Below are 906 nucleotides of genomic sequence, written 5' to 3' on the forward strand. Positions count from 1 at the left end.
CGCCAATTGCCGTACAGTCAATGACTAACACTCGCACGACTGATGTGGAAGCGACAGTCGCACAAATCCGAGCACTAGAAAAAGTCGGCGCAGACATCGTCCGTGTTTCAGTACCAACGATGGAAGCAGCAGAAGCGTTTAAGCTGATCAAACAGCAAGTATCTGTTCCTCTGGTTGCTGATATTCACTTTGACTACCGTATCGCACTGAAAGTCGCGGAATACGGCGTCGATTGTTTGCGTATCAACCCAGGTAACATTGGTAACGAAGAGCGTATTCGCTCGGTTGTTGATTGTGCGCGTGATAAGAATATCCCGATCCGTATTGGCGTTAATGGCGGCTCTTTGGAAAAAGATCTGCAGATGAAATACGGTGAACCAACGCCTGAAGCCCTAGTTGAATCAGCGATGCGTCATGTGGATCATCTCGATCGTCTTAACTTTGATCAGTTCAAAGTCAGCGTTAAAGCATCGGATGTATTCCTCGCGGTTGATTCTTACCGCTTGTTGGCGAAGAAAATCGACCAGCCGCTTCACTTAGGTATTACTGAAGCTGGTGGTGCACGCGCAGGTGCCGTGAAGTCAGCAGTTGGCTTGGGCATGCTTTTATCGGAAGGTATTGGTGATACGTTACGTATCTCTTTAGCTGCTGATCCAGTCGAAGAAATCAAAGTCGGTTTCGATATTCTGAAATCTTTGCGTATTCGCTCTCGTGGCATCAACTTTATTGCTTGCCCAAGTTGTTCACGCCAAGAATTCGATGTTATTGGTACCGTAAATGCGCTTGAGCAGCGTTTAGAAGACATCATCACACCAATGGATGTGTCTATTATTGGCTGTGTGGTAAATGGTCCTGGTGAAGCTGAGGTTTCCCATTTGGGTCTTGCGGGTAGCAACAAGAAGAGTG

Annotated in this window: 1 protein-coding gene; it reads left to right on the top strand. The window is 47.1% G+C overall.

Annotated elements, in window-relative coordinates:
* Positions 1-906: flavodoxin-dependent (E)-4-hydroxy-3-methylbut-2-enyl-diphosphate synthase (gene ispG / locus R7190_RS26195; protein WP_318137719.1), on the top strand; the 906-nt coding region annotated here is incomplete at both ends.

The sequence above is a fragment of the Vibrio sp. 1078-1 genome (assembly GCF_033340475.1).